Source organism: Cribrihabitans neustonicus, from assembly GCF_048820895.1.
Classification (GTDB): domain Bacteria; phylum Pseudomonadota; class Alphaproteobacteria; order Rhodobacterales; family Rhodobacteraceae; genus Cribrihabitans_A; species Cribrihabitans_A neustonicus.
Map to the genome: position 1 here is coordinate 134,110 of NZ_JBMERQ010000001.1, position 23,618 is coordinate 157,727.

Genomic DNA, 23,618 nt, shown 5'->3' on the forward strand with positions numbered 1-23,618 from the left:
GAGGTGGAATTCCGCCGGAGCAGGAAGCGCGCGCCGCTCTCCCTCCATCAGCGGTGTTAGCGCTTCGCTCACCCTTTGCCGAATTGCCGCTTGTGGCCGCGGCCTGCTGCGGGCAAGGTGGCACCCAGCCTTGAAGAGCAGCGGTTGAAATGCTGCCGCTGCTGCACCAAGTAAAGACAGCTAATGAGGAGACGGGCCAAAGCTGCCGGAAGCCGGGGCCGGGCCGTCTTGCCTAACCAAAGGACCGAGCATGCAAGAGCCACTCAATTCCTCCTACCCCGTACTGCCGCTGCGCGACATCGTGGTCTTCCCCCACATGATCGTGCCGCTGTTCGTGGGCCGGGACAAATCGGTGCGCGCCTTGGAAGAGGTGATGGCCGATGACAAGCAGATCCTCTTGTCGAGCCAGATCGACCCGTCGGAGGACGATCCCGAAACCGATGGCATCTACCGCACCGGCGTGCTGGCCAATGTGCTGCAGCTGCTGAAACTGCCCGACGGCACCGTGAAGGTGCTGGTCGAGGGCCACGTGCGCGTCAAGATCACCGAATTCCTTGAAAACGACAGCTTCTTCGAGGCCCGCGCCGAGCACCTTGCGGAAATGCCGGGCGACGTCACCACCACGGAGGCGCTGGTGCGCACCGTCGGCGACGAGTTCGAGCGTTACGCCAAGGTGCGCAAGAACATCCCCGAGGAGGCGCTTGCCGCCGCCGGCGAGACCACCGAACCCGCGAAGCTTGCGGACCTGGTCGCAGGCCATCTCGGCATCGAGGTCGACCGCAAGCAGGAACTGCTTGAGACGCTCTCGGTCAGCGAGCGGCTGGAGAAGGTCTATGCCCTGATGCAGGGCGAGATGTCGGTCCTGCAGGTCGAGAAGAAGATCAAGACCCGCGTCAAGTCGCAGATGGAGAAGACCCAGCGCGAGTACTACCTGAATGAGCAGATGAAGGCCATTCAGAAGGAGCTGGGCGACGGCGAGGAAGGCGCAGGCGAAATCGCCGAGCTGGAAGAGAAGATCGCCGAGACCAAACTCTCCAAGGAAGCGCGCGAGAAGGCCGAGGCCGAGCTGAAGAAGCTCAAGAACATGTCGCCGATGTCGGCGGAGGCCACCGTGGTGCGCAACTACCTCGACTGGATCCTGTCGATCCCGTGGGGCACCAAGTCGCGCGTCAAGAAGGACCTCAACAAGGCGCAGGAAATCCTCGACGCCGACCACTACGGTCTGGAGAAGGTCAAGGAGCGCATCGTCGAGTATCTCGCCGTGCAGCAGCGCTCGGCCAAGCTGAAGGGGCCGATCCTCTGCCTCGTCGGCCCTCCGGGCGTGGGTAAGACCTCGCTGGGCAAATCGGTCGCCAAGGCCACGGGGCGCGAGTTCATCCGCATCTCGCTCGGCGGCGTGCGCGACGAGTCCGAGATCCGCGGCCACCGCCGCACCTACATCGGCTCGATGCCCGGCAAGATCATCCAGGCGCTGAAGAAGGCGAAGACAACCAACCCGCTGATCCTGCTTGATGAGATCGACAAGATGGGCCAGGATTTCCGCGGCGACCCGGCCTCGGCAATGCTGGAGGTGCTCGATCCGGAACAGAACAACACCTTCATGGACCACTATCTTGAGGTGGAATACGACCTCTCGAACGTGATGTTCCTGACCACGTCGAACAGCTACAACATGCCGGGCCCGCTGCTGGACCGGATGGAGATCATCCCGCTGTCGGGCTACACCGAGGACGAAAAGCGCGAGATCGCACGCCGTCACCTGGTTGCCAAGCAGGTCAAAAACCACGGGCTGAAATCCAAGGAGTTCGAGCTCACCGACGAGGCGCTGACCGCAATGATCCGCACCTACACCCGCGAGGCGGGCGTGCGGAACCTGGAGCGCGAGATTGCCAAGGTGGCGCGTAAATCGCTGACGAAGATCGTCAAGAAGGAAACTGATCATGTCACTGTGACATCCGGCAACCTCGACGATTTCCTCGGCGTGCCCAAGTTCCGCTTCGGCCTGGCCGAGAAGGAGGATCAGGTCGGCGTGGTCACGGGCCTTGCCTATACCTCGGTCGGCGGCGAGCTTCTGTCGATCGAAGCCCTGCGCCTGCCCGGCAAGGGCCGGATGAAGACCACCGGCAAGCTCGGCGACGTGATGAAGGAATCGATCGAGGCGGCGAGCTCCTACGTGCGCTCGGTCTCGCCGAAGCTCGGCATCAAGCCGCCGCGCTTTGACCGCTGGGACATCCACGTCCACGTACCCGAGGGCGCAACACCCAAGGATGGCCCCTCGGCCGGCCTTGCGATGGTGACCTCCATCGTATCGGTGCTGACCCAGATCCCGGTCCGCAAGGACATCGCCATGACCGGCGAGGTCACCCTGCGCGGCAACGCGCTGGCGATCGGCGGGCTGAAGGAGAAGCTATTGGCCGCGCTCCGCGGCGGCATCAAGACGGTGCTGATCCCGCAGGAGAACGAAAAGGACCTGCCGGACATCCCGGACAACGTGAAGGAAGGGCTGGAAATCATCCCCGTCTCGCACGTCTCCGAGGTGCTGAAACTGGCGCTTGTCTCCGCGCCCGAGCCCATCGAGTGGGACGAGGAAGCGGAAGAGGCCGAAGCGGCCAGGAAAGCTGCTCTGGAAACGCCCGAAAAGGGTGCAAGCGCCACCGCGCACTGATCCCAAGCCGCCCGCCATTGGCGGGCAGCCGGCGGCGCATAAGCGAGCTGAAAAAAAGGGCGGTCCCTCGCGGGCCGCCCCCATTTTTTTTATCTTTATCTTCCGTTCTGGCCCTTCTTGCGGGGCATATCCTTGGGATCATGCCCGGGCGCGATTGCCGCGCCCCGGCGCTCCCTGTGGATCCGGTGTGGCTCAGGCCGCCCTGTCAGCCATCTTGGCCCGCACGGTCTTGATCGCGGCCGCGTCGGGGCTCACGTCCTCCGCTTTCGCCTGGCGCAGGATTGCGCCCATGGTGGCGTCCAGCGCCGCCAGCTTGTCGGCGACAAAGCCTTCGCGGTCCGCGATCTTCAGGATCTCGGTTGCCACGTTGATAATGCCGCCGCCGTTGGCCACGAAATCGGGCGCATAGAGGATGCCGCGCTCATGCAGCGTCGCGCCGTCTTCTGCCGTCGCCAACTGGTTGTTGGCGCCGCCCGCGACGATGCTGACCTTGAGCTGCGGAATGGTCTTTGCGTTCAGGATGCCCCCGATCGCGCAAGGCGCAAAGATGTCGGCCTGAACACCGTAGATCTCGTCCAGTCCAACCGGGCGCGCGCCGAATTCGGCCACCGCCTGCTCGACGCGGCCCGCGTCGATGTCGGTCACCACCAGCTTGGCGCCGGCTTCATGCAGGAACTGGCTCAGATACCAGCCGACATGGCCCAGGCCCTGCACCGCGACGGTCACACCGTTCAGATCGGCGCTGCCGTGCTTAAAGGCTTGCGCGGTGCGGATCGCGTTGAAGATGCCGCGCGCGGTGATCGGGGAGGGGTCGCCGCTGGCAAACTCGCCATCCGCAAGACCGGCCACAAACCGGGTCTCTTCCGCCAGGATCGCCATGTCGGCGGGGCTCATGCCCATGTCCTCGGCGGTGATGTACCGGCCGTCGAGGCTCTCGATCGCCCGCGCGAAGGCGCGCAGCAGCTCCGGCGTTTTCAGCGCTGCCGGATCACCGATGATCACGGCCTTGCCGCCGCCCAGCGGCAGGCCAGCTGCCGCGTTCTTGTAGGTCATCCCTTCGCTCAGCCGCTTGACGTCAGTCAGCGCGGCGTCTTCGCTCTCGTAGGGGCGCATCCGCAGCCCGCCGGCCGCCGGGCCAAGCAGGGTCGAATGCACGGCGATGAAACCGGTCAGCCCCACCTCGGGGTCTTCGACACGGTAGATTTCTTCGTGGCTGGTGGAAGGCACAGCAGAGATTTTCATCGGAAAAAACATCCTCCTCATTTGATTGCATCATAGCGTCCCGCCGACGCGGGTTTTCACCAAATGCGGCCCCAGCGCGTGACAGTTTTGGAGCTATCGCGTAAATTGGGAGCGCCTTTTGGAGGAAATCCCTATGGATGCCATCGACCGCAAGATCGTGGCTGCATTGCAGCGCAACGGGCGGCTGAAGATATCGGAGCTCTCCGAGCAGGTGGGCCTCTCGCCGACGCCCTGCGCCCGCCGGGTCGCCAACCTCGAGGACAGCGGCGTGATCAGCGGCTATTCTGCACGGGTGGACCAGGCCAAGCTGGGGCTGCCGGTGACGATCTTCGTCGCGGTGGAGCTGGAGCGCCAGTCTTCCGAGGCGATCATCAGCTTCGAGCAGGCGGTGCGCCAGTTCGACCAGGTGATGGAGTGCTACCTGATGACCGGCACCCGCGACATCCTCCTGCGGGTGGTGGCCGCGGACCTGACCGATTTCGACCGCTTCCTGGAACAGCGGCTGATGCGGGTGCCCGGGATTCGCAACACCCGCTCCAGCTTCACACTGCGCACCATGATCCGCCGCGACGCACTGCCCGCAAGCTGAGGCAGAAGCCCCAAGCCGCGCATCGCAGGCGCGCGCGGTGGCGATCCAAACAGCGGTGGCTGGCAGTTTATCCCCGCCAAATCCGTACGCCTTATCGAGGGACCGCCCAGCCTCACCAAATCGCCGCCGCGTGGGTGCGCGCCGACGATGCGCGGCGGCCTCGCGGCCTTGTCCCGCGCTTGGGAGTACACGGCATCTTGAGCGCACAGCCCCTCCCGCGCGCGCCCCAAACCCCCGCGAAAAAAATCCGCCGAAGCCGCAGTTTTCTTCCCGCACCCCTCTTGCAGAGCCGAAACACTCGCTGTAAACACCGGCCTCACGGGTGATTAGCTCAGTGGTAGAGCGCTTCGTTCACATCGAAGATGTCAGGAGTTCAAATCTCTTATCACCCACCATGATCTGAAGGGCGCTCCCCGCAAGGGTCGAGCGCCCTTTGCTTTTCGTGACTTCGCCGGTGTTTGGCCTTCCGCTGGCTGCCTGCAGCCGCTACCACTTGTGCGGGCAGGGCGCGGCAGGGGAGGCCACATGCAATTTCCGAAAATCTGGCTGCTCAGGCACGGGCAGACCAAGTGGAACGCCGAGCGGCGCATTCAGGGGCAGCTGGAATCACCGCTGAACGAACCCGGCATCGCACAGGCCCGGCATCAGGCCAGGCTGATGGCAGCTGTAATGCAGGACGGTCCGCCCTGTTTCGCCTCGCCTCTGGGGCGGGCGCAACAGACCGCAGACATCGCGCTTGGCGGGGCACCGTTCGAAACCGACGTCCGTCTGGCGGAGGCATATGCCGGCGATTTCCAGGGGCTTACCCTGGAGGAGGTGGCTGCGGCCTACCCGCAGATCCACGCCGCCAACCCGCGGCACCTCGATCTGTTTTGCGCCGCGCCGGGAGGAGAGGGGTTTGCCAGCTTCCACGCCCGGATCCTTGATTTCATGACGTCGCTCGGCGGCCCCTCCGTCGTGGTCGCGCATGGCCTCCTCGGCCAGGTGATGCGCGGCATCGCTTGCGGGCTGGACCGGGCGCAGATGGCGGAACTGCCAAACGGACAGGGCTGCGTCTACGTGCTGGAGGGCGGCGTGGAAACGGTGTTGCGCTGAACCCTAAGGGCGGGGTGCAAAAACCTGCGCTTTGACCCTTGCACAAAGCCCGGGCTTTCGCTAAATCCGCCGTCACCGGGTGATTAGCTCAGTTGGTAGAGCGCTTCGTTTACACCGAAGATGTCGGGAGTTCGAGTCTCTCATCACCCACCACCTTCTCCAAGTTTCATGACATGTGCAGTGATCTTCATGGGTGCAGTGCGTCTTGGGTTTTGCCATGAATTTCAGAGACTTGAAGGCCGGAGCGGATTTTTTTCAGGGAAAGTCCGCAAAAAGGGAAAACACCGCTTGACGATGCCCCGGGCCTGAGAATATTACAGCCCAACATTCAGCGGCGACGCTGGATGGGCAGCAAGCGGTTGTAGCTCAGTTGGTTAGAGTACCGGCCTGTCACGCCGGGGGTCGCGGGTTCGAGCCCCGTCAACCGCGCCACTGCTCCACCCCGTCCTGGGGTCAACAGGATCCGCCCCGGAGGGGAATTGGGCCGGAAACGGTCCGCCGCAAGGCGAAAATGCGGTTGTAGCTCAGTTGGTTAGAGTACCGGCCTGTCACGCCGGGGGTCGCGGGTTCGAGCCCCGTCAACCGCGCCACTTTCGCCCGCTGCCCTGACGTTCAGGGTCCGCCCCGGAGGGGGATCATAGACCTTCCAGGACCCCTGGAACGGTTCGCCGAAAGGCCCATGCGCGGTTGTAGCTCAGTTGGTTAGAGTACCGGCCTGTCACGCCGGGGGTCGCGGGTTCGAGCCCCGTCAACCGCGCCACTTCCCCCCGATCAAGAGCGTTAATCCCACGTTGCCCTCTGCCCAGCCCATCGTGCGGGCGGATTGCGCGCCGCCAAGGTCTCGTGTGCGCCAGGCTGTACTCTCAGGGGACGGGAACGTCCCGCCCGAATATCCGCCCGGCGCCCTAGGCCAGCGGCGTGTCCTGGCTGAAGCTGTTGATCCAGCCGCGGCTCCGGCGCTCCCAGAGGGAGGAAATCAGCATCGCCTTCCATCCGGAGCTGCCCGCGGGCCGGTAGTCTGCGCGGTAGCTCAACAGCACTGCGTCCCCGCTGATGCAGCGCAGCTGCGCGGCGCTCAGGCGGTACTCCGCCATTACCGGCCCCTGTTTCAACTGATCGCAATGGCTTGCCTTGCCGGAGAATCCGCTGGGATAGACGCCCAGAAAATCCTCGGACAGCATCTGCGCGTCGGCTTTGGGGTCGCCTTCGATCAGCGCCTGCCAAACCTTTTTCTCCAGCGCCAGAATGTCATCCAGCACAGGGCCGTCTGTCAGTATCTCTGTCTTCATGCCGCAAGCGTGCCGCAGCGCGGCCGCCCATGCAAGCCGCGCCGGCAGCAGGTGCGCGGTTCACCGGCTGCGCGGGCCGCAGCCGCGCAAGCCACGGCGCCCCGGGCCGCGGGGATCACGGGGCAGGCGGTACCGGCTCTGCCTGGGTGTCGTGGCGCCAGCCGCCCAGGTCGGTTTCGATCCAGGCGCGGGCGCCGTCGTAATCCGGATCCGGGCTCGCTTCCAGGAACCGCAGCAGGGTTCGGGCGCCGTGCTGGTAACCGGCGCGGTAGCTTTCTTCTGGGTCGGTCTGAATGCCTTCGAAACCGGGCGGGCGTTTGAACTTGCTGTGCGGCATGTTCTGTCTCCGTAGGTGTGGGCTGGCTGCAAAGATCGCTTCCAGTATCGGAAAGCCAGCCTAACCAATGGTTAATTCCGCCCCGGGGCCAGCGGCCCGGCGCTGCCGCCGGGCCTCCATACTCGCGATTTTATGCCCGTTTAGCGGTCACTGCCGGCTCAGGGCATCCAGCACGCGCGCCCAGGAGCGGATGCCCTTGTGGAAGCTTTTCAGATCATACTTCTCGTTCGGCGAATGGATTGCGTCATCGTCGTTGGCAAAGCCGATGAGCATCGCATCCATGTCCAGGATCGACTTGAAATAGCCTGCGATCGGGATCGAGCCGCCCATGCCGCAGAACACCGCCTCGCGCTGCCATTCGTCCGAGAGCGCGCCGCGGGCGGCCTCGAACTCGGGGCGGGCGGTGTTCATCACTGCCGCGGGCGAACCCTCCAGATCATTGTCCCAGCGCACCTTTGCGTCGGGCGACAGCCGGTCTTCCACGTGCCTGCGGATCTTGCCGCGCAGCGCGTCCGGGTCCATGTCGCCGACCAGGCGGCAGGTGATCTTGCAATGTGCCTCCGACGGGATCACGGTCTTGGACCCGGCGCCATTGTAGCCGCCCCAGAGCCCGTTCACCTCCAGCGTCGGCCGCGCCCATTGCTGCTCCAGCGTGGAATAGGCCTTCTCGCCATGCGGCCGGGTGTAGCCCACCGAGTTCAGGTAGTCCGCCTCGTCAAAGCCGCAGTTCTGCCATTGCCGCAACTGGTCTTCCGGCACCTCGTGGACACCGTCATAGAACCCCTCCACCGCAACCCGGCCGGTTTCCTCGTCGTAGAACGAGGCGACGATCCGCGAAATTTCCCGCAGGGGATTCAGCCCGGGGCCGCCGTAGTGGCCGGAGTGCAGGTCGATACGGGGGCCGATGATGGTGAATTCGTCCTTCAGCATGCCGCGCAGCTGGGAGGAGATCGACGGCACCCCGCGCGACACCATCGAGGTGTCGCAGATCAGCGCGAGGTCCGCCTTCAGTTCTTCGGCATTGGCTTGCATGAACGGGATCAGCGAGGGCGATCCGGATTCCTCCTCGCCCTCGAAGAAGAACGTGATGCGGCAGGGCAGGGCGCCATTCACCGCCTTCCAGGCCCGGCAGGCCTCGACAAAGGTCATCAGCTGGCCCTTGTCGTCCGAGGCGCCGCGGCCGCGGATCACGAAGCCGTTCCCGGTCTCCTCGAGCTGCGGCTCGAAAGGCGGCGTGTTCCACAGTTCCAGCGGGTCGACAGGCTGCACATCGTAGTGGCCGTAAAACAGCACATGCGGCACGTCCGCGCCGTCCTCGCCGATATGGCCCACGACCATCGGGTGGCCCGGGGTGGCGCGCTTTTCGGCCTTGATGCCGATCGCGTTCAGATCCGCCACCAGCCAGCCGGCCGCGCGGTCGCACTCGGCCTTGTAGGCGGGGTCGGTGGAGATAGAGGGGATGCGCAGGAACTCCATCAGCCGCTCCGTCGCGGCGGTAAGATCGGCGTCGATCCGGTCCAGAACGTCATTCAGTGCCATCTAAAGTGTCTCCTGCTGTTGGGGTGCCGCGCCCGGGCCGCTGCCTGCGGCGCGCGCTTTCGCCCGGACCCTAGCAGCGGCCGGCGGCCGGGGCCAGTGCGGCCGGAAGAGCCGGCAAACGCGGTTCACGCGCGGCCTCTCATGCACTATGCTTTCCCTGAGACCTTGGCTGCGGGGCAGGCATGCGGAGTTTGCATGGCTGCGGCGGGAAGATCCATTTGACCTGCATCAAAGTCGCGCACCGGCGCTGCCGCGTATGCAGTTGAAGAAAACCGGCGTCTGCGATATTCATTCGCCGAAGTGAATGTGGCCGCATCCGTCGCGATCAGGCCGTGCCCTTTACACAGCCCCTGCGCCTTCGGGCCGGACCTAGCTATGGAGAAGCCGGTGGACTATACCGCGAAACTGGACGCTGCGATCGACCGTCTGCACGAGGAAGGCCGCTACCGCACCTTTATCGACATCGAGCGCAGGAAAGGCCAGTTCCCGCACGCGGTCTGGACCCGTCCCGACGGCAGCCAGCAGGACATCACGGTCTGGTGCGGCAACGACTACCTCGGCATGGGCCAGCACCCGGTGGTGCTGCAGGCGATGCACGAGGCAATCGACGCCACCGGCGCAGGCTCCGGCGGCACCCGCAACATCTCCGGCACCACGGTCTACCACAAGCGTCTGGAAGCGGAGCTTGCCGATCTGCACGGCAAGGAGGCGGCGCTTCTGTTCACCTCCGCTTATATCGCCAATGACGCGACGCTCTCGACGCTGCCCAAGCTGTTCCCCGGGCTCATCATCTATTCCGATGCGCTGAACCATGCCTCGATGATCGAGGGCGTGCGCCGCAACGGCGGGGCCAAGCGCATCTTCCGCCATAACGACGTGGGCCACCTGCGCGAGCTGCTGGAGGCGGACGATCCGGCCGCGCCCAAACTCATCGCCTTTGAATCGGTTTACTCCATGGACGGCGATTTCGGCCCCATCGCCGAGATCTGCGACCTGGCTGATGAATTCGGCGCGCTCACCTATATCGACGAGGTGCACGCGGTCGGCATGTACGGCCCGCGCGGCGGCGGCGTCACCGAGCGCGACCGTCTCGCCCACCGCATAGACATCATCAACGGCACGCTCGCCAAGGCCTATGGCGTGATGGGCGGCTACATTGCCGCTTCGGCGAAGATGGTGGATGCGATCCGTTCCTATGCGCCGGGCTTCATCTTCACCACCTCGCTGGCGCCTGCAGTGGCGGCGGGGGCCGCGGCTTCCGTGGCCTACCTCAAGCACGCGCAGGAGCTGCGCGACAAGCACCAGGACCAGGCCAAGGTGCTGAAACTGCGCCTCAAGGGGCTGGGCCTGCCAATCATTGATCACGGCAGCCACATCGTGCCGGTGATTGTCGGCAACCCGGTGCATACCAAGGTGCTTTCGGACCATCTGCTAGCGGATTATGGCGTCTATGTGCAGCCGATCAACTTCCCCACCGTGCCGCGCGGCACCGAGCGCCTGCGCTTTACGCCCTCACCGGTGCACGGGCCCAAGGAAATTGACCATCTGGTCAAGGCAATGGACTCATTGTGGTCGCATTGTGCGCTGAATCGCGCCGAATTGGCCGGCTAACTTACTGATCGGTGTAAATTTCTGGTGAGTATGCTATTCTGCTGTCAATGAAAGAGTGCATTTGAGTCGGTATTGTGATTCTCGTGACACTCCCGGGCAGTGGCAGGCATTGATGGGACAGCAGGCATGATCGGGCGCCTCACTCAGCGCAGACAAAAGGGCGATGGCGACCTGCCAGAGCCTAAAGGTTTCGACGACTTCGAACTCAGGCTGGGCGACGTGATGCGCGGGGAACGGGCGACGATGGGCAAGTCGCTGCTCGATGTGCAGCGCGAATTGCGCATCAAGGCCTCCTATGTCGCTGCCATCGAAAATTGCGATCCCTCCGCCTTTGATACTCCCGGGTTTATTGCAGGCTACGTGCGCTCTTACGCGCGCTACCTCGGTATGGATCCAGAGCAGGCCTTTGCCGCCTTCTGCCGCGAAAGCGGCTTCTCCGTCGCCCACGGCATGTCCGCCGAAGCCTCGGGGCGCAAGCAGGGCCCGGCGCGTGCCGCCGGCGGCCGCGGCCTAGGCGGGGAGGCCTTCACCGCGCCCAACACCCCTTTCGTGCCCGTACCCAGCGGCCTTTTCAGCCAGGTTGAGCCGCGCGCCGTCGGATCGCTGATGGTGCTGGCGGCGCTGATCGGCGGCATCGGCTATGGCGGCTGGGCGGTGCTGAAGGAAGTGCAGCAGGTACAGTTCGCGCCCGTCGAACAGACCCCCGCGGTGCTTGCCGATCTCGACCCGCTGGCCGGCGCCGCGCCCGGCGCCGAAGGTGCAGACGCGCAGGACCCGGCGGCCGAGGCGCTGGACCGGCTCTACCGCCCGCAGGCGCTTGAAGTGCCAGTGCTTGCCGCCCGCGATGCGCCGATTGCCACCATCGATCCGGCCTCGCTCGGCAATTTCGTCGCCCCCGCCGCACCCAGCGTTCTGCTGGCCGAAGCCAGCCTGCCGCATGAGGCTGGCCCGGAGACGGCCGCAGAGCAGGGCCCGCCGATGCCGCAAGTTGTGGCTGACGTGGCCCCCAGCATCGAAATGGTGGCGGTGCGCCCCTCCTGGGTGCAAGTCACCGCGGTAGACGGCAGTGTGATCTATGAGACGATTATGGACGCGGGCCAGCGCTTCACCATCCCTCTATCCGAGGGCGCGCCCAAGCTGCGCACCGGCGAAAGCAGCGCGATCTATTTCGCGGTCAATGGCGAGCATTTCGGACCCGTGGGCAAACGCGGCGCGGTCACCAAGAACATCGAGCTGTCGCAGGAGGCCATCACCGAGCGCTTCCAGCTTGCCGACCTGACGGACAGCCGCAACGAGGCGCTCGCCACGCTGGTTGCCCAGCTGCAGACAGAAGCCCCTTCCGAGTGATTTCCGGCGGATTTGCCGCTGCGTTCGGTCCCGCGCCATTGCAGGTGCGGGCCGCAGCACGTATCTAGCGGGCAACGAGGATCAGCCGGGACACCCAATCCGATGAACCATATCCGCCCCTGGCGCCATATCGAGCGCCGCAAGAGCCGCCAGATCCACGTCGGCAGCGTGCCGGTCGGCGGCGATGCACCGATTGCGGTGCAGACCATGACCAACACGCCCACCACCGACGTCGCCGCCACCGTCGCCCAGGTCCAGGCCGCGGCGGAGGCGGGTGCCGACCTGGTCCGCGTCTCGGTCCCGGACGAGGCCTCGGCCAAGGCGCTGAAGGAGATCGTGCGCGAAAGCCCGGTGCCGATCGTCGCCGACATCCACTTCCACTACAAGCGCGGCATCGAGGCCGCCGAGGCGGGCGCCGCCTGCCTGCGCATCAACCCCGGCAACATCGGCGACGAGAAGCGTGTGGCGGAGGTGATCAGGGCGGCGCGCGACCACAATTGCTCGATCCGCATCGGCGTGAATGCGGGCAGCCTTGAAAAGCACCTGCTGGAAAAATACGGCGAGCCCTGCCCGGAAGCGATGGTGGAGTCGGGCCTCGACCACATCCGCATCCTGCAGGATCACGACTTCCACGAGTTCAAGATCTCGGTGAAGGCGTCGGATGTCTTCATGTCCGCCGCCGCCTACCAGCAGCTCGCCGAGGCCACCGACGCGCCGATCCACCTCGGCATCACAGAGGCGGGCGGGCTGATGTCCGGCACCATCAAATCCGCCATCGGCCTGGGTCAGCTCCTGTGGATGGGCATTGGCGACACATTGCGCGTCAGCCTCTCCGCCGATCCGGTGGAGGAGGTGAAGGTGGGCTTCGAGATCCTCAAGTCCCTCGGCCTGCGCCACCGCGGCGTCAACATCATCTCCTGTCCCTCCTGCGCGCGGCAGGGCTTTGACGTGATCAGGACGGTGGAAGCGCTGGAAGACCGGCTGGCGCATATTCACACGCCGATGAGCCTCTCGATCATCGGCTGCGTGGTGAACGGCCCGGGCGAGGCACTGATGACCGACATCGGCTTCACCGGCGGCGGCGCGGGCTCCGGCATGGTCTACCTGGCGGGCAAGGCCAGCCACAAGATGTCTAACGAGCAGATGATCGACCACATCGTCGAGGAAGTGGAAAAGAAAGCCGCCGAAATCGACGCCGCCGAGGCCGCCAAGGCAGCGGAATAGCCTCCGGCCTCCGGGCAACCTCCCGGGCCAGTCGTCTGCAAGCGCGGAACAAGGCCGAAGGCCGCCGCGCATCGCCGCCGCGCCCCCACGCGGCGGCGGTTTGGCTGAGGCTTGGCGGTCCCTCGGTAGGGCCTACGGACGTGGCCGGGATAAACTGCCAAATACTTCCGTTCAGATCGCCCCCGCGCGCGCCGGCAATGCGCGGCTTGTCTCTGCTGGGCAACCGTCCCGCGGCCCGCTGCGGCGCGGCCCGCTCACCGCAAACACCCTTGATCATTCACCTTGCGAAAAATACTCCGGGGTCCGGGGCAGAGCCCCGGTTCCGCCAGCCGCTGCGCAACGCCGGACCCCGCACCGGGAACGCCGAAACAGGCGCCGGTCCTCCGGCGCCTGTTTCGGTGCAGCGGCTGCTCCAGCGTCCAGTCCCGTACCGCGGCGCTCAGCTCTGCCGGTCGCGGAGCTCTTCCACGATGCTTTCCATCTGCGCTGCCGGCAGGTAGCCGCGCAGCAGCTCGCCGCCCAGCACGAAGGTCGGGGTGCCGGAGATCGACAGTTCCTGAGCCAGCGCCCGGGTTTGGCGCAGTTCGCGGGTTACCTTGTCGCTGTCCATCCGCGCAAAAATCGCTTCGGCGTCCAGCTCCAGCCCGTCGGCCAGCCGCTTCAGCGCCACCTCGCTGGGCTCGCCGTCCATAGAGATCAGCGCATCATGCACATGCTTGTAGGCCTCATCGCCCGCGACCTGCTTGGTGGCCACGGCAAAGCGCGAGGACAGCACCGATGCCTCGCCCAGGATCGGGAATTCCTTGATCACCAGGCGGATGTTGCCATCGGATTCCAGAAGCTTCTCCACTTCCGGAGCCGCACGGCGGCAGTAGCCGCAGCGGTAGTCCATGAATTCGACCAGGGTGATGTCGCCTTCGGGGTTGCCGCCGACCCAGGAATAGCCGTCGTTCTCCAGCGCCTCCAGATGTTCTGCCACCAGCGCCTCGTCGCGGGCGGCCTCGGCCTCGGCCTGCTGCTGCTCCAGAAGGTTCACTGCCTCCAGGATCACCGCGGGGTTTTCCATCAGGTACTGGCGTACCTCGGCCCCGAAGGCAGCGCGCTCCTCGGCGGTCAGCGCGGTGAGGTCCAAGGCCTGCGCGGGGGCCGCGCCAATCGCCAAAGCGGCCGCACAGGCCGCAGCGCGAAGATAGGGGGTCATCTGGTCTTCCTCTTTTCAACGTGTTCGTAAGCCGCCAGCACGTCCTGCGCGCGCCGCCACCCGGGCGAGCCTGCAGGCAGCAGAGCGCTGGCGCGTTTGGCATGATGGCCGGCGTCTTCCAGCCGTCCCATAAGGGCATAGCGTTCCGCCGTCACCAGCGCGGCGTGGCCGGTCTGTCCGGTCCGGGCATAGGCAAGCGACATATCGCGCAAGAGCAGCGGGTTGCGGAAATCGATGGCGCGGGCGCGTTCCAGCGTCTTCAGCGCCGCGGCGGGGTTGCCAGCGGCGAGCTGCACCCGGCCCAGACCTGTGAGGATCAAGGGATCGCGCGGCGCCAGCCGGGCGGCCTGGCCATAGGCACTGGCCGCGGCCTGCCAGCGGCGGTTCTCCATCAGAATCTGGCCCTTCAGATCGTGGTAGAACGCATCGCCCGGCCGCGCCGCAATTGCCGCATCAATGGATTTCAGTGCCCGGTCCAGCCGGTTCTGCCGGTGATGCGCCACCGCCTCACGCATCAGCCGCACGTCGGCGTATTGCTCGCCTTCCGCCCGCCGCCGGGTCCAGTCCGGCGCGCGCACAAAGGCCGAGAGCTTGCCGCGCAGCCGGGCGAACCAGTACTCGGCCTCCGGGTCCGCCCGCTCCGCCCCGCCATGCGCCGCGGCATAGGCTTCGGCTGCGCGCAGACGGTCGCGGCTCAGTGGATGCGAGCGCATGTAGGGGTCCTGGCTTGCGGCACTCAAATGCTCCTGTCCGGCAAAGATCCGGTGCAGCTCGGCCAGCCCCTCGGGGCTGATGCCCGCACGCCGCAGGTAATCCGCGGCGGATACATCGGCGGAGGCCTCCTCGGCCCGCGTATGGGCCAGGAAACCGCGCAGGGCGGAAGACTGCGTGCCCGCGGCAATGCCGATGGCGGCTTCCCCGCCGCCCGCCGCCGCTGCCAGTACCGACAGCGCGAGCCCAAGCCCGGCCGCGCCCCGCGCCGAGCGCAGGTTCTCCAGCCGCCGCCCGATGTGGCCATTGGCGATATGCGCCGCCTCATGGGCGATCACCGCCTGCAGCATCCGCGCGCGGTCAACCTTCAGGACCAGCCCGTAATGGATGAAGATGGTCTGGCTGTCGGTGACAAAGGCATTGAAGGAGCGGTCATTGACCAGAAGCACCCGCACCCGCTGCGGGTTGAGCCCCGCGGCGCGCAGCACCGGCGCCGCCAGCCGGTTCAGCCCGTGTTCGATATCCGCATCGCGCAGCAGCGCCACCGATCCCGCCTGCACGGCCGGGGCAAGGCAGATCAGCACTGCGCAAACCGCAAGCGCCGGGATTGACGCCAGCCGGGAGAAACGGTCAAAGATCATGCGCGCACCATGGGAGATCAGCATGCGAAACTCAACCCGGTCCGGGGTCGATCCCTTCATCGTGATGGACGTGATGGAAGCCGCCCGCAAGGCCGAGGAAGCGGGCCGTCATATCATCCACATGGAGGTCGGCCAACCCTCGACCGGGGCACCCGCGGGGGCGTTGAAAGCACTGCAGAAAGCGGCTGAGAGCGACGCGCTCGGCTACACCGTTGCGCTGGGTCTGCCTGCCTTGCGCAAGCGCATCGCGCAGATGTACGGCGAGTGGTACAACGTCGATCTGAATCCGGAACGCGTGGTGGTCACACCGGGCTCGTCGGGCGCCTTCATCCTCAGCTTCACGGCGCTGTTTGACAGCGGCGACAGGGTCGGCATCGGCGCGCCGGGCTACCCCTCCTACCGGCAGATCCTGAAGGCGCTTGGCATGACGCCCGTGGATATCGAAACCGCTCCCGAACACCGCTACCAGCCGGTTGCGGAGGACCTCGCAGGGCAGGGGCTCGCCGGGCTGATGGTCGCCTCGCCTGCCAACCCCACCGGCACCATGCTGGACCGCGACGCGTTGGGCGCGCTGATCGCGGCGACGCAGGAGACGGGCACCAGCTTCATCTCCGACGAGATCTACCACGGGCTCGAGTACGAGGCGAAGGCGGTCACTGCGCTGGAGATCACCGACAAATGTTACGTCATCAACTCCTTCTCCAAGTTCTTCTCGATGACCGGCTGGCGCGCGGGCTGGATGGTGGTGCCCGAGGATCACGTCCGCGTGGTCGAACGCATCGCCCAGAACATGTTCATCTGCGCCCCGCACGTGAGCCAGGTGGCCGCGCTTGCGGCGATGGACTGCGAGGACGAGCTGCGCGAAAACCTCGCGGTCTATGCGAAAAACCGCGCGCTGATGCTCGATGGCCTGCCCAAGGCGGGTTTTGCCAATATCGCGCCGCCGGATGGTGCCTTCTACGTCTACGCCGATGTCTCCGACCTCACCCAGGACAGCCGCAGCTTCGCCGCCGAGATTCTTGAAAAGGCAGGCGTTGCGGTGACCCCGGGGCTGGACTTCGACCCGGTCCGCGGCGCCACCACGCTGCGCTTCTCCTATGCGCGCTCCACCGCCGACATCGAGGAGGGTTTGGCCCGCCTCAAGGCCTTCATGGCAGCCCGCGGCTGAGGCCACCCGCTTTGCAAGCAGGCGGAACTTGCCTATCCTTCGGGCCAAGGAACAACCGGGCCAAACCAAACCGTCCCGGACGAGGATGCAGATGAGCAGACTATACATGGCCGCCGCGCTGATCTGGGCGCTGGCGCTTCAGGGCGCCGCGGCGCAGGGCTTCAGCGGGCTCGCCCGGATTGACACCAAGACCAGCCAGGTCCGCGATGCCGGCGAGGGCGCCTCGGTGGAGCTGGGGCTGAGCCAGGGTGTTCCTTACCGCCTCTTCACCCTCGACAGCCCGCCGCGGCTGGTGCTCGACTTCCAGGAGGTCGACTGGAGCGGGTTGAAGCAAGACACCCTCCTGCAAGGCAGCCGGATCACCGCCGCGCAATTCGGCACCTATGTGCCCGGCTGGTCGCGGCTGGTGCTGCAGCTCGCGGAGCCCCTGCAGGTCGCCAGCGCCGCGATGTCGGTGGATCCGGTGACCGCTGCTGCGCGCCTTTCGCTGTCCCTTTCGCCGGTGGACGCCGAGGACTTCGCCGCCGCCGCGGGCGCGCCGCAGGATGCCCGCTGGGACCTCCCTGCGCCCGCGCCGCTGAAGCCGCACGCGCCCAGGGACGGCGACGCCCCCGTGCGCGTGGTGCTCGACCCGGGCCACGGCGGAATCGACCCCGGTGCCGAGACCGGCGGCGTGGTCGAGAAGGACCTGATGCTGCAATTCGCCAAGGAGCTGGCCGAGGTGCTGCTGCGCTCCGGCCAGTTCGAGGTGCAGCTCACCCGCGACGGTGACTACTTCGTCTCGCTTGAGCGGCGCATTGCGCTGGCGCATCAGGCGGGTGCGGATCTGTTCATCTCGCTGCACGCCGATACCATTTCCGAAGGCCGCGCGCATGGCTCCACCGTCTACACGCTCTCGCGCGAGGCATCCGACGCGGCGTCCTCGAAATTGGCTGAACGGCACATGCGCGCCGATCTCCTCTCCGGCACCGACCTCACCGGCGCCGATGACGAGGTGACCGGCGTGCTCCTTGACCTCGCCCGGCAGGAAACCCACCCGCGCAGCCGGGGGCTTGCCCGCGCGCTGATCGACGGGCTGCGCGGGCAGGGCAGACCGGTCAACAACCGTCCGCTGCGCTCAGCCGGGTTTTCGGTGCTGAAATCGGCCGACATCCCTTCGGTTCTGCTGGAGATCGGCTTCCTCTCCAGCCGCCGCGACCTCGGCAATCTCACCGACCCGGCCTGGCGCGCAGAGGCCGCCCGCGGCATTCTCAGCGGGCTGATCGCCTGGCGCGCCCAGGATGATGCCCGCAGGGCGCTCCTGCGCAAGTAGCGGAGGGCGCGGAACTTTCCCGCCGCACCAGGCGTTCCCCACCGGGGACCGCAGCCCGCGGCAGGGGCCTGTGCCAGGATTGCAGCGCACAGCCCGGCATAGATCCGCTGTTTCCCGTTTTGACCCGGGCTCAAGCGCCCCCTATATAGGCGGAACCCCGCGAGAAAGGCCAATATCAGTGCTCAGGTTCATCTTTTCCTTTTTTGGCGCTATTTTCAGCACCATCACCCTTGGTGTGGCAGCGGTTGCGCTGACCATCGGGGCGGTGTTCTGGATCTATGGCCGCGACCTGCCCAGCCATGAGTCGCTCGCCCAGTACCAGCCGCCCACCATCAGCCGGATCTATTCGGGCGAGGGGCAGCTGATCGACGAGTTCGCCAAGGAGCGGCGGCTTTTCACGCCGTCGGAGGAAATCCCCGACCTGGTGAAACAGGCCTTTATCTCGGCCGAGGACAAGAACTTCTACACCCACAACGGCTATGACGCCCGCGGTATCCTCGCCGCCGCGGTTGAGGCGGTGCGCTCGCGCGGGCAGAACGTGCGCGGCGCATCGACGATCACGCAGCAGGTGATGAAGAACTTCCTGCTTGATGGCGACCGCAAGGCCGAGCGCAAAGTGAAAGAGATCATCCTCGCCACCCGGCTGGAGGAGACTCTCGACAAGGAGCAGATCCTGGAGCTGTACCTCAACGAGATCTTCCTCGGCCAGAACTCCTACGGTGTGACCGCCGCGGCGCAGACCTATTTCAATAAGACGCTGTCAGAGCTCGCCCCGCATGAGGCCGCAACGCTCGCCGCCATGCCCAAGGCGCCCTCAGACTACCACCCGGTCCGCCAGAAGGACCGCCTGCTGGCGCGGCGTGACTACGTGCTGCGCGAGATGCGCGAGAACGGCCATATCTCGAAAGAGGTCTATGAGCACGAGGTCGCCCAGCCCCTGCGCTCGGTGCAGAACGGCGACTTCGAAAGCTTCCGCACCGCGCTGCCCCCGCGCGACTACTTCACCGACGAAATCCGCCGCCAGCTGACCGAAGATTTCGGCGAGGGCGAGTTCTTCACCGGCGGCTTCTCGGTGCGCGCCACCATCGACCCGGAAATGCAGGCCGAAGCCGCGCTGGCCCTGCGCGAGGGGCTGGAGGAATACGACCGCTCCCGCGGCAAGTGGCGCGGCACCGGCGTCACGCTGGAGGAGGCCCAGCTCGCGGATGAGGACAGCTGGCGCGGCGCGCTGGCGCGGGCCGATGTGCCGCGCGACATCAGGCTGGGCGGCGAATGGCTGCCCGCGGTGGTGCTGGAGGTTGGCAGCGAAGCGCTGACCGTGGGCGTTGAGAAGCAGGAAGGCACCGGTACAGTGCCGCGCTCGGACATCAAGTGGATGCAGGGCAGCTTCGGGGACAACTTCAAGCGCGGCGACGTGGTGCTGGTGCGCGCGGAGCAAAGTGACGGCGCCTTCAGCCACTGGTCGCTGCGGCAGGTGCCGGAAGTGCAGGGCGGCTTTGTCGCGATGGATGTGAACTCCGGCCGCGTGCTCGCGATGCAGGGCGGCTTCTCCTACCAGCACTCGGTGTTCAACCGCGCCACCCAGGCGCTGCGCCAGCCCGGCTCCAGCTTCAAGCCCTTCGTCTACGCCGCCGCGCTCGACAGCGGCTACAGCCCGGCCACCATCGTCGTCGACGCTCCGATCGAGATCAACACGCCGCAGGGTCTGTGGCGGCCCAAGAACTCCTCCAATAAATTCTACGGCCCCACACCCCTGCGCACCGGCATCGAAATGAGCCGGAACCTGATGACCATCCGCCTCGCCCAGGAGGTCGGCATGCCGGTGGTCGCGGGTTATGCAGAACGGTTTGGGGTCTACGACAACATGGGCACTTTCCTCGCCAACTCTCTGGGGTCTGAGGAAACCACGCTCTACAAGATGGTTGCGGCCTACGCGATGTTTGCCAACGGCGGCGAGCGCGTGAAACCGACGCTGGTGGACCGTGTGCAGGACCGCTTCGGCCGCACCATCTACCGCCACGACGACCGCGAATGCGTCGACTGCGCCGTTCCGGATCTGCCTCCCGGCAAGGCGCCCACCATCGTCGCAGACCGCGAACGCGTGATGGATCCGGTCACCGCCTACCAGCTCACCTCGATGATGAAGGGTGTGGTTGACCGCGGCACGGCGTCGAGCGTCATCAACCTGCCGGTGCCAACCGCGGGCAAGACCGGCACCACCAACGATTCCCGGGATGTCTGGTTCGTCGGCTTCACCTCCAACATCGTGGCGGGCTGCTACATGGGCTACGACCAGCCCCGGCCGATGGGCCGCGGCGCCTATGGCGGCACCATGTGCGGCCCGGTGTTCCAGAAATTCATGGAAAAGGCGGTGGAGAAGTTCGGCGGCGGCCCGTTCGAGGTGCCGGAAGGCGGCCACTTCATCAAGATCGACCGCTTCACCGGCGCCCGCCTGCCGGATGACGCCTCGGGCGACTATGTGGTGGCGGAATACTTCCGGGACGGCGCCGAGCCGATGTTCGGCATGGCTTATGACGGCGGCTTCGCGATGGGTTCCAACCTGCCGCTGGTCGAGGAGGTGGAGCAATCCGGCCGCCGTGTCACCACCTCCAGCGGCGGTACCGCGGTGCTGGGGCCGAAGGCCAATTTCGGCACTATCAGCTCCGGCGGGCTCTACTAGGCCAGCCCTCGCCGCGGCAGGTCCGCCGCCCGTCATGCCGTCCCGCAGCGCCGCTTGCCCGCGGCGCTGCAGTGGTTTATCACCCCCTGCAAAGCAGTGAATGCAAGGAACCGCCATGCGCGCCGAGACCCAGAACATCGTGGCAGAAATCGAGAAGTCGCTGGAGCTGCTCGCCCAGCGGCTGAACTGGGAGACGGCGGAATACCGGCTTGAGGAGTTCAATGCCCGCGTCGAGGACCCCAACCTCTGGGACGACCCGGAAGCGGCGCAGAAACTGATGCGCGACCGCCAGTCTCTGGTCGATGCCATCGACACCTACAAGGGCATCAAGCAGGAGCTCTCCGACAACATCGAGCTAATCGAGCTGGGCGAGATGGAAGAAGACGCCGAGGTGGTGAAAGACGCCGAGGAGTCGCTGAAGGCGCTGCAGGTGAAGGCCGCCGAGAAGGAGCTCGAAGCGCTGCTCGACGGCGAGGCCGACGCTAACGACACCTTCCTGGAGATCAACGCGGGCGCCGGTGGCACGGAAAGCTGCGATTGGGCCTCGATGCTGGCGCGGATGTATGTCCGCTGGGCCGAAAAGAAGGGCTACAAGGTCGAGCTGCAGTCGGAAAGCGCAGGCGAAGAGGCGGGCATCAAGTCCGCCGCCTACAAGATCAGTGGCCACAACGCCTATGGCTGGCTGAAATCGGAATCCGGCGTGCACCGGCTGGTGCGCATCTCGCCCTACGACTCCGCGGCCAAACGGCATACCTCCTTCAGCTCGGTCTGGGTCTACCCGGTGGTCGACGACAACATCGAGATCGAAGTGAACCCCGCCGACATCCGCGTCGATACCTACCGCTCCTCGGGTGCGGGCGGCCAGCACGTCAACACAACCGACTCGGCAGTGCGGATCACCCACATCCCCACCGGCATCGTGGTGACCTCGTCGGAGAAATCCCAGCACCAGAACCGCGACATCGCCATGAAGGCGCTGAAATCGCGCCTCTACCAGCAGGAACTCGACCGCCGCAACGCCGAGATCAACGCCGCCCATGAGGCCAAGGGCGACGCCGGCTGGGGCAACCAGATCCGCTCCTACGTGCTGCAGCCCTACCAGATGGTGAAGGACCTGCGCACCGGGCACGAGACCTCTGACACCAAGGGCGTCCTGGACGGCGACCTTGACGGCTTCATGGCCGCAACGCTGGCGCTGAAGGTCTCCGGCAAGAGCCGCTCCGAGGCACAGGGCGACGACTGAGCGGCCGCCCGCGCCGCAGCTGCCATCCGGGGTGAATTGATACATTCCGCATGCATTTGAACTCCGGCCCGCCCCGTCTACTCTGGGCGGGCCGTATGCGTTTCCGACTCGCCTGACCGCCTGCCGGTACGCCCCGGCAGCCGCAAGGTAGGGGAGGACCAGCGATGACCACCATGCAGAAACCCTTTGGTGTGCCACCGCTGCACGCAGCCAGGCTTTCAATGCTGCCCGAAGCGCTGCGCCGCGGCTGGGCCGATTTCCGCGCCAAGCCCGCCTACGGGCTGTTCTTCGCCGCGGTCTACGTGCTTGCGGGCTGGGCGATGGCCTGGATCACGCTCGAGACCGGCACCACCTTCTGGCTGGTGCTCGCCGTCATCGGCTTTCCGCTCGCCGGTCCCTTCCTCGCGGTCGGCCTGTACGAGGTCTCGCACCGTCTCGAAAAGGGGCAACCTGTGCGCTTCGGCGACATTCTCGGCGTGGTGCTGCAGCAAAGCCGCCGCCAGCTGCCGTCGCTCTGCGCCATCATCCTGGTGGTGTTCCTGTTCTGGTTCTTCCTCGGTCACATGATCTTTGCGCTTTTCCTCGGCACTTCGGTAATGACCAACATATCCTCGTCGCTGGAGGTCTTCTTCACTGCGCAGGGGCTGATGATGCTGGCCTTCGGCACCGTGGCGGGCGCGCTGTTTGCGCTGCTGCTGTTCATGATCACCGTGATCGCCCTGCCGCTGCTCCTTGACCGGGAGGTGGATTTTGTCACCGCCATGATCACCAGCTTCCAGTATGTGCAGCAGAACTTTGCGGTGATGATGGTCTGGGCGGTGCTGATTGCGGGTGTGACCTTTGCAGCGCTGCTGCCCGGCTTCCTCGGCCTGTTTCTGGTGCTGCCGCTGCTCGGCCACGCGGCCTGGCACATCTACCGGCTGGCGGCGGAGGGCCGCGGTTAGCGGAACGGCTCGCCGGTGCGCAGCTGGCGGCGGTGGAAGGGCAGGAGATCTTCCTCTGTCGCGAAACCCGAGCTGCGGGCGGCCTGCAGCACCAGCTGCCGGTCGCGGCCCAGGTGCTCGTAGACCATCCGCGTCACCCGCTCGCCGACAGCGCCGTCGCGCACGGTGCGCGCCACATAACCGGACCAGAAGTTGTTCTCTAAAGAGGCCACGCGGGCCAGGTAGTTGAAGGAATAGGTCATCGCCTTGCGCCGCGCGATCACGAAGGCGACGCCATCTTCATGGGCGCTGACAAAGCCGCGGAACTCGCGTGCCTGGGGGCTGGCTGGCAGACCCTGGCTTGCCATTGCCTCCTTTGCCTCGAACCCGCGGATATAGGTCACCTCGCCTTCGCGGAAGACGTAGACCAAGCCGATAACGAATTTCTGCTCATTTATGAAACTGCGGCGGGAAAAACGGTAAAATCCCGACGGGAAGAAGGATTCGGAGAGATGCCTCACCCCGTGACCCAGAAAATCCGAAAGAAACGGCCCGTTGACCACTTGCCCGCCGTGAGACAACGTATCCACCGGATGCAGCAGAATTCGCGCATCGACATTGAAGAAGCTGCAAATACGGTCCAGCACATCCGGCCGGGGAAAGCTCTCGCCGGAGAGATAGCGGTTGAATTGCGTCCGGTTGACGCCAAGCCGCCGCGACAATTCGGAAATCGACGGGTAGTCCCGGGCCAGCTGGCGCAGATTGGCGCCAAACATATTTCTCAGTTCGGCCGGAGACCGG

The 23,618-nt window shown here is 65.7% G+C and carries 18 protein-coding genes and 5 tRNA genes; 16 read left to right on the forward strand and 7 right to left on the reverse strand.

Annotation, left to right across the window (positions count from 1 at the left end; genetic code table 11):
• The first annotated feature begins 250 nt into the window (after positions 1 to 250).
• Positions 251 to 2,665, forward strand: coding sequence for an endopeptidase La (gene lon / locus ACOHWE_RS00655; RefSeq protein WP_420663458.1), 2,415 nt, complete (start codon positions 251 to 253; stop codon positions 2,663 to 2,665).
• 192 nt (positions 2,666 to 2,857) lie between these two features.
• On the opposite strand, the gene ACOHWE_RS00660 is transcribed toward lon, so the two are convergent.
• A complete protein-coding gene (locus ACOHWE_RS00660) occupies positions 2,858 to 3,907 on the reverse strand; it encodes a Glu/Leu/Phe/Val family dehydrogenase (RefSeq protein ID WP_420663459.1) in 1,050 nt (349 codons plus the stop codon).
• 133 nt (positions 3,908 to 4,040) lie between these two features.
• Here ACOHWE_RS00660 and ACOHWE_RS00665 point away from each other — a divergent pair, with 133 nt between their 5' ends.
• From ACOHWE_RS00665 to ACOHWE_RS00695, 7 genes are all read left to right on the forward strand, one after another.
• The gene (locus ACOHWE_RS00665) at positions 4,041 to 4,496 is read left to right on the forward strand and encodes an Lrp/AsnC family transcriptional regulator (RefSeq protein ID WP_420663460.1); all 456 of its coding nucleotides are present in this window, start codon (positions 4,041 to 4,043) and stop codon (positions 4,494 to 4,496) included.
• Positions 4,497 to 4,816: 320 nt separating this feature from the next.
• Positions 4,817 to 4,891 (forward strand) — tRNA-Val (locus ACOHWE_RS00670).
• Between the two features lie 130 nt (positions 4,892 to 5,021).
• Positions 5,022 to 5,591 (forward strand): histidine phosphatase family protein, encoded by a 570-nt coding sequence (locus ACOHWE_RS00675; protein ID WP_420663461.1) that lies wholly within the window; start codon positions 5,022 to 5,024, stop codon positions 5,589 to 5,591.
• 77 nt (positions 5,592 to 5,668) lie between these two features.
• Positions 5,669 to 5,744 (forward strand) — tRNA-Val (locus ACOHWE_RS00680).
• A 202-nt stretch (positions 5,745 to 5,946) separates the two neighbouring features.
• A tRNA-Asp gene (locus ACOHWE_RS00685) sits at positions 5,947 to 6,023 on the forward strand.
• 81 nt (positions 6,024 to 6,104) lie between these two features.
• Positions 6,105 to 6,181 (forward strand) — tRNA-Asp (locus ACOHWE_RS00690).
• A 93-nt stretch (positions 6,182 to 6,274) separates the two neighbouring features.
• Positions 6,275 to 6,351 (forward strand) — tRNA-Asp (locus ACOHWE_RS00695).
• 145 nt (positions 6,352 to 6,496) lie between these two features.
• Here the strand turns inward: ACOHWE_RS00695 and ACOHWE_RS00700 are convergent.
• The 3 genes from ACOHWE_RS00700 to ACOHWE_RS00710 all read right to left on the reverse strand — a co-directional run bounded on the left by ACOHWE_RS00700 (position 6,497) and on the right by ACOHWE_RS00710 (position 8,756).
• The gene (locus tag ACOHWE_RS00700; protein WP_420663462.1) at positions 6,497 to 6,880 is read right to left on the reverse strand and encodes a DUF4440 domain-containing protein; all 384 of its coding nucleotides are present in this window, start codon (positions 6,878 to 6,880) and stop codon (positions 6,497 to 6,499) included.
• Between the two features lie 115 nt (positions 6,881 to 6,995).
• On the reverse strand, positions 6,996 to 7,217 hold the full coding sequence (locus tag ACOHWE_RS00705) for a hypothetical protein (RefSeq protein ID WP_420663463.1): 222 nt from the start codon (positions 7,215 to 7,217) through the stop codon (positions 6,996 to 6,998).
• 147 nt (positions 7,218 to 7,364) lie between these two features.
• Positions 7,365 to 8,756, reverse strand: a complete 1,392-nt coding sequence (locus ACOHWE_RS00710; RefSeq protein ID WP_420663464.1) for a M20/M25/M40 family metallo-hydrolase — start codon at positions 8,754 to 8,756, stop codon at positions 7,365 to 7,367.
• A gap of 387 nt (positions 8,757 to 9,143) precedes the next feature.
• Between ACOHWE_RS00710 and hemA the strand changes: the two genes are divergently transcribed.
• From hemA to ispG, 3 genes are all read left to right on the forward strand, one after another.
• Positions 9,144 to 10,367, forward strand: a complete 1,224-nt coding sequence (gene hemA / locus ACOHWE_RS00715; RefSeq protein WP_420664644.1) for a 5-aminolevulinate synthase — start codon at positions 9,144 to 9,146, stop codon at positions 10,365 to 10,367.
• Between the two features lie 126 nt (positions 10,368 to 10,493).
• Positions 10,494 to 11,714: a helix-turn-helix domain-containing protein gene (locus tag ACOHWE_RS00720; protein ID WP_420663465.1), complete on the forward strand. Its 1,221-nt coding sequence runs from the start codon at positions 10,494 to 10,496 to the stop codon at positions 11,712 to 11,714.
• Between the two features lie 102 nt (positions 11,715 to 11,816).
• Positions 11,817 to 12,938, forward strand: coding sequence for a flavodoxin-dependent (E)-4-hydroxy-3-methylbut-2-enyl-diphosphate synthase (gene ispG / locus ACOHWE_RS00725; protein WP_420663466.1), 1,122 nt, complete (start codon positions 11,817 to 11,819; stop codon positions 12,936 to 12,938).
• Positions 12,939 to 13,377: 439 nt separating this feature from the next.
• On the opposite strand, the gene ACOHWE_RS00730 is transcribed toward ispG, so the two are convergent.
• Positions 13,378 to 14,139 carry a DsbA family protein gene (locus tag ACOHWE_RS00730; protein WP_420663467.1) on the reverse strand — a complete coding sequence of 254 codons (762 nt, stop codon included), beginning with the start codon at positions 14,137 to 14,139 and terminating at the stop codon, positions 13,378 to 13,380.
• On the reverse strand, positions 14,136 to 15,515 hold the full coding sequence (locus tag ACOHWE_RS00735) for a M48 family metalloprotease (protein ID WP_420663468.1): 1,380 nt from the start codon (positions 15,513 to 15,515) through the stop codon (positions 14,136 to 14,138). The genes ACOHWE_RS00730 and ACOHWE_RS00735 overlap by 4 nt, the downstream gene beginning before the upstream one ends.
• Here ACOHWE_RS00735 and ACOHWE_RS00740 point away from each other — a divergent pair.
• The 5 genes from ACOHWE_RS00740 (at position 15,514) to ACOHWE_RS00760 (ending at position 22,838) form a co-directional block, all read left to right on the forward strand.
• Positions 15,514 to 16,659 (forward strand): pyridoxal phosphate-dependent aminotransferase, encoded by a 1,146-nt coding sequence (locus ACOHWE_RS00740; RefSeq protein ID WP_420663469.1) that lies wholly within the window; start codon positions 15,514 to 15,516, stop codon positions 16,657 to 16,659. The genes ACOHWE_RS00735 and ACOHWE_RS00740 overlap by 2 nt on opposite strands.
• 91 nt (positions 16,660 to 16,750) lie before the next feature.
• Positions 16,751 to 17,971 (forward strand): N-acetylmuramoyl-L-alanine amidase, encoded by a 1,221-nt coding sequence (locus tag ACOHWE_RS00745; RefSeq protein ID WP_420663470.1) that lies wholly within the window; start codon positions 16,751 to 16,753, stop codon positions 17,969 to 17,971.
• A 178-nt stretch (positions 17,972 to 18,149) separates the two neighbouring features.
• Positions 18,150 to 20,651: a penicillin-binding protein 1A gene (locus tag ACOHWE_RS00750; protein ID WP_420663471.1), complete on the forward strand. Its 2,502-nt coding sequence runs from the start codon at positions 18,150 to 18,152 to the stop codon at positions 20,649 to 20,651.
• Positions 20,652 to 20,766: 115 nt separating this feature from the next.
• Complete coding sequence (prfB, locus tag ACOHWE_RS00755) at positions 20,767 to 21,894, forward strand: peptide chain release factor 2 (protein ID WP_420664646.1); 1,128 nt, start codon at positions 20,767 to 20,769, stop codon at positions 21,892 to 21,894.
• A 173-nt stretch (positions 21,895 to 22,067) separates the two neighbouring features.
• Positions 22,068 to 22,838, forward strand: coding sequence for a DUF2189 domain-containing protein (locus ACOHWE_RS00760; protein ID WP_420664647.1), 771 nt, complete (start codon positions 22,068 to 22,070; stop codon positions 22,836 to 22,838).
• On the opposite strand, the gene ACOHWE_RS00765 is transcribed toward ACOHWE_RS00760, so the two are convergent.
• Positions 22,835 to 23,593: a helix-turn-helix domain-containing protein gene (locus ACOHWE_RS00765; protein ID WP_420663472.1), complete on the reverse strand. Its 759-nt coding sequence runs from the start codon at positions 23,591 to 23,593 to the stop codon at positions 22,835 to 22,837. The two genes, ACOHWE_RS00760 and ACOHWE_RS00765, sit on opposite strands and share 4 nt — an antisense overlap.
• Positions 23,594 to 23,618 lie beyond the last annotated feature (25 nt).